Origin of the sequence: Streptomyces palmae, assembly GCF_004684805.1 — a bacterium.
In the GTDB taxonomy this organism is placed as follows: domain Bacteria; phylum Actinomycetota; class Actinomycetes; order Streptomycetales; family Streptomycetaceae; genus Streptomyces; species Streptomyces palmae.
Map to the genome: position 1 here is coordinate 1 of NZ_SRID01000472.1, position 4,583 is coordinate 4,583.

The 4,583-nt window shown below is 75.1% G+C and carries 2 protein-coding genes and 1 pseudogene; 2 read left to right on the plus strand and 1 reads right to left on the minus strand.

Annotated features, from left to right (window positions below; genetic code table 11):
• A pseudogene (locus E4099_RS34640) lies at positions 1–175 on the plus strand (adenylate kinase); the annotation flags it as partial.
• A 14-nt stretch (positions 176–189) separates the two neighbouring features.
• On the opposite strand, the gene E4099_RS29395 reads toward E4099_RS34640, so the two are convergent.
• Positions 190–1,092, minus strand: a complete 903-nt coding sequence (locus tag E4099_RS29395; protein WP_209446792.1) for a serine hydrolase — start codon at positions 1,090–1,092, stop codon at positions 190–192.
• Between the two features lie 340 nt (positions 1,093–1,432).
• On the opposite strand from E4099_RS29395, the gene E4099_RS29400 reads away from it, so the two are divergent.
• Complete coding sequence (locus tag E4099_RS29400; RefSeq protein ID WP_135342154.1) at positions 1,433–4,570, plus strand: alpha-N-acetylglucosaminidase; 3,138 nt, start codon at positions 1,433–1,435, stop codon at positions 4,568–4,570.
• Positions 4,571–4,583 lie beyond the last annotated feature (13 nt).

A 4,583-nucleotide genomic window follows, 5' to 3' on the forward strand; every position in this document is an offset into this window, starting at 1 on the left:
GGGCATGCGCCTGGACGCGGTGCTGGACCTGGAGGTCCCCGAGGACGAGGTGGTCAAGCGCATCGCCGGCCGCCGCATCTGCCGCAACGACTCCAGCCACGTCTTCCACGTCACCTACTCCGCGCCCCTGGGACATCGTCTACGCCCTCACCGGGGAGGGCCGCTGAGGGTCCGGACGCGGCCCCGCCCTCAGTCGGCGGCGGCCGCACCGCAGCAGCCGCGCAGTGCGGTCACCGCGGTGTGGCCGGTCGCGCCGATCAGGCGGTCGAGGTCGGCGCGGCGTTCGCCGAGGGCCGGGGTCTCCAGGAAGACCGCGACCGCGTAACGGCCGCCGTCCGGGTAGCGGACCACGCCGATCTCGTTGCGTACGCCGGGCAGGGTGCCCGACTTGGCGGCCACCGCGACCTCCTCCGGGAAGGCCGCGGCGAGCCGGTGCCAGTTGACCTGGTGGGCCATCAGCCGCCTGAGCCGGGCGCATGCCTCGGGCGGCCCGGCCCGGTCGGTCCAGACCAGGGTGAGCAGCCGGGTCATGTCCCGCGCGGTGCTGCCATTGGTGCGCAGCGGGTCGCGGATGCGCATCGCTCGCAGCCGCTCGGGCGCGAGCGTGGGGTAGACGGCGGCGAACTCGGCCAGGTCGCCCGCCCCGACGTCCTCCAGCATGTCGGCGAGCAGGGTGCTGGGCGAGGCGACCACTCGGGTGCGGTGCAGACCGAGTTCGGCGGCGAGCAGCCCCACGGTGTCCACGCCCACCCGGTCGAACAGCACGTCCGCGGCGGCGTTGTCGCTGACCGACAGGGCGAACCCGGCCAGGTCCCGCAGGCTCATCCGCACATCGTCCAGGCACCCGGCGGTGCCGGTGCCGCCCAGCCGCGCGGCGCTGGGCACCACCACCCGCTCGGTCCCGTCCAACTGCCCGGCGGCCATCTGCCGGGCGAACTCCAGCACCAGCAGGACCTTGACGACCGAGGCCAGCACCACCGGCTCGTCGGCCGCGCTGCCGGTCTCCCGGCCGCAGTCCACACAGCGGGCGTGCACCCTCAGCCGGGTGCCGGTGGCGGGCGGCTTCTGCTCCATCCCGGCATCCTGCTCCATCCCGGCATCCTGCCGCATCCCCGGGCCGCGGCTTCCCCCAGGTCACCGCCGCGCCGGGAGCCGCCTGCCGCGGCCAGGGGGTCGGCCCCCGCGCCCGTAGCCGCCTGCCGCCTCCGGGGGCGCCACCACCGGCGCCGCCTCCTCCTCGATGTCGCCACCTCGTCCGGGTCCGCCCCACCGCACTCGTGAGGTCGCCGTCAGGCCCGTCACCGCACCCCCGGGCCGCCCCCGCGCGGGCCACCCGTGGGGACACGTCCCGTCCACACCGTTGCCCCCACCCGTCACCCTGGGTAGCGTGCCGATCGCACACGACCGTTGGCCTTTTCTCTGGAGGGCACACGTGAGTGACCTGAGCAGACGCACCCTGATCGGAACCGCCGGGGCCCTGGGCACGGGGGCCGCGCTGGCCGGCGCCACCCCGGCCGCGGCGGACAGCGCGAAGGAGCCTGCCCTGCCCGCCCGGTCCGGCCGGTCCGAGCCGGCCGCCCCGTTCGACACCGCCCCCGCCCGCGCCGCGCTGGAGCGGCTGCTGCCGAGCCACGCCGACCAGTTCGAGCTGACCGCCCTGGACGGCGGCCCGGAGCGGTTCCGGGTCGGCGGGTCGACCGGCCGGGTCACGGTCGCCGGCACCAGCCCCGCGGTGCTGCTCACCGGCGTCAACTGGTATCTGAAGTACACCTGCCAGGCCCATGTCTCCTGGGCGGGCGACCAGCTGGAGCTGCCCCGCAAGCTGCCCGCGCCCCGCGCCCCGCTGGAGCGCTCCACCACCCTGCGGCACCGGTTCGCCTTCAACGACACCCATGACGGCTACACCGCCCCGTACGCGGACTGGGGCCGCTGGGAGCGGCAGATCGACATCGCGGCCCTGCACGGCTGCAACGAGCTGCTGGTCACCACCGGACAGGAGGCCGTCTACCACCGGCTGCTCAAGGACTTCGGCTACTCCGACGCCGAGGCCCGCGGCTGGCTCCCCGCCCCGACCCACCAGCCCTGGTGGCTGCTGCAGAACATGAGCGGGTACGGCGGCCCGCTCAGCCCCGAGCTGCTGGAGGTCCGCACCGACCTGGGCCGGCGGATCTCCGACCGGCTGCGCGAACTGGGGATGGCCCCGGTCCTCCCCGGCTACTTCGGCACGGTGCCGGACGGCTTCGCGGCCCGCAACCCGCAGGCGCGCACCGTTCCGCAGGGCGACTGGGCCGGTCTGCGGCGTCCGGACTGGCTCGATCCGCGGACGTCGGCCTTCCGGGACGTGGCCGCCGCCTTCTACCGCCACCAGCGGGACCTCTTCGGCTCCGCCGACCTGTTCAAGATGGACCTGCTGCACGAAGGCGGCAGCCCGGGCGACGTGCCGGTGCCGGACGCGGCGCGCGCGGTGCAGGCCGCGCTGCGGGCCGCCCACCCGGACGCCGTCTGGGTGATCCTCGGCTGGCAGGAGAACCCGCGGCGCGACCTGCTGGACGCGGTGGACCGCGACGGGATGCTGGTGGTGGACGGGCTCTCGGACCTGGAGACGGTCACCGACCGGGAGCGGGACTGGGGCGGGGTGCCCTACGCCTTCGGCACCATCCCCAACTTCGGCGGGCGCACCACCATCGGCGCCAAGACGCACATGTGGGCGCGGCGGTTCACCGCCTGGCGGGACAAGCCGGGCAGCAAGCTGGTGGGCACCGCGTACATGCCGGAGGCGGTGGAGCGTGACCCGGCGGCCTTCGAGCTGTTCAGCGAGTTGGCCTGGCGGGAGGAGGCGGTGGACCGGGCGGAGTGGTTCGACGGGTACGCCGACGCCCGGTTCGGCGGGCGGGACAAGCAGGCCCGGGAGGCGTTCGCGGCGCTGCGCGACACCGCGTACCAGATCAGCAGCCGGGACGGCCGACCGCACGACAGCGTCTTCGCCTCCCGGCCCAACCTGGCCGCCCGCTCCGGCACCACCTACGCCACCCACACCCCGGCCTTCGACCCGGCCGCCTTCGACACCGCGTTCGCCGCGCTGCTGGCGGTACGGCCCGCCCTGCGCGGCAGCGACGCCTACCGGCACGATCTGACCGACGTCGCCCGGCAGGCCCTGGCCAACCGCTCCTGGCAGCTGATCCCGCAGCTCCAGGCCGCCTACCAGCGGAAGGACAAGAGGACCTTCGGCGCGCTGTCCCGGCTGTGGCTGGAGCTGATGCGGCTGAGCGACGAGATGGCCGGCGCCCACCGGCACTTCCTGCTGGGGTCCTGGCTGGCCGACGCCAAACGGCTGGCCACCGGGGAGGCGGAGGCCGCCGACCTGGAGCGCACCGCCCGCACCCTGATCACCACCTGGGCCGACCGCCCGACCGCGGACGGCGGCAAGCTCGCCAACTACGCCAACCGGGACTGGCACGGCCTGATCGCCGACTTCCACCTCCCCCAGTGGCAGAGCTACCTGGACGAGCTGGCCGCCGCGCTGGAGGCGGGCCGGGCGCCGAAGTCCTTCGACTGGTACGCCATCGAGGAGCCGTGGACCCGGGAGCGCAAGGAGTACCCGGAGCAGCCGGTCGGGGACGCCCACCGGATCGCCACCCGGGTGCACGACGCCCTGGCCCGGGCCCCGTACCAGGGCACCGTGGAACTCACCGCCGAGCCGACCACCATGCCGCCCGGCGGCTCCGCCACCCTGACCGCCGTCTTCCGCAACACCAACGGGTTGCGGGGCACCGGGCGGGTGGACTTCGCGCTGGCCGGTCTGGGCGCGGTACCGCAGGGGTCGACCGTGCTGGACGGCGTCCCGGCGGGCGGCAGCGGCCAGGCGGTCTGGCGGGCCACCGCCTCCGCGACGCCGCTGGACCGGCCGCTGCGCCCGATGCCGTACGAACTCGCCGTGGACTACGGGCCGCGCGGCGAGGACCGGGTGCGGGCGACGCGCCAGGGCACCCTGTGGGTGGCGGGTCCGCTGGAGGCCGGGCTGAAGACGGTGACCGGCAACGACGCCGTCTTCGGGCAGTTGGGCGACCGCCTGGCGATCGACGGGGCGGGGCAGGACCTGTGGAAGGCCACCGCGGAGTTCGGCGCGGTCTACCGGAAGGCCGCCTTCTCCGTCGGCTCGCGGATGACGGTACGGGTGGACTCCCAGGCGGTCACCGGGTCCTGGGCGCGGGCGGGCCTGATGGTCCGGGACGACCTGGCCGCGGCGGGCTCGGGGGGCTTCCTCAACCTGGCCGCCACGCCGGGCAACGGCGTGGTGCTCTCCTACGACTCCAACGGTGACGGAACCCTCGACACCTACCAGCGGATCACCGGGGTGAAGGCCCCGGTCTGGCTGCGGCTCACCCGCACCGCGGGCAGCTCCTACACCGGCGAACTGTCCACGGACGGCACGACCTGGCGCACCGTGGCCACCGTCACCCTGCCGCGCGCCGCCACCACCCAGGACGCCGGGCTCTTCATGTCCGCCACCAACGGGGGAACGGGCGCCCGCGGCACGGTCGAGTTCAGCGCCTGGCGCCTCACCCCCTGATCCCGCCCCAGCC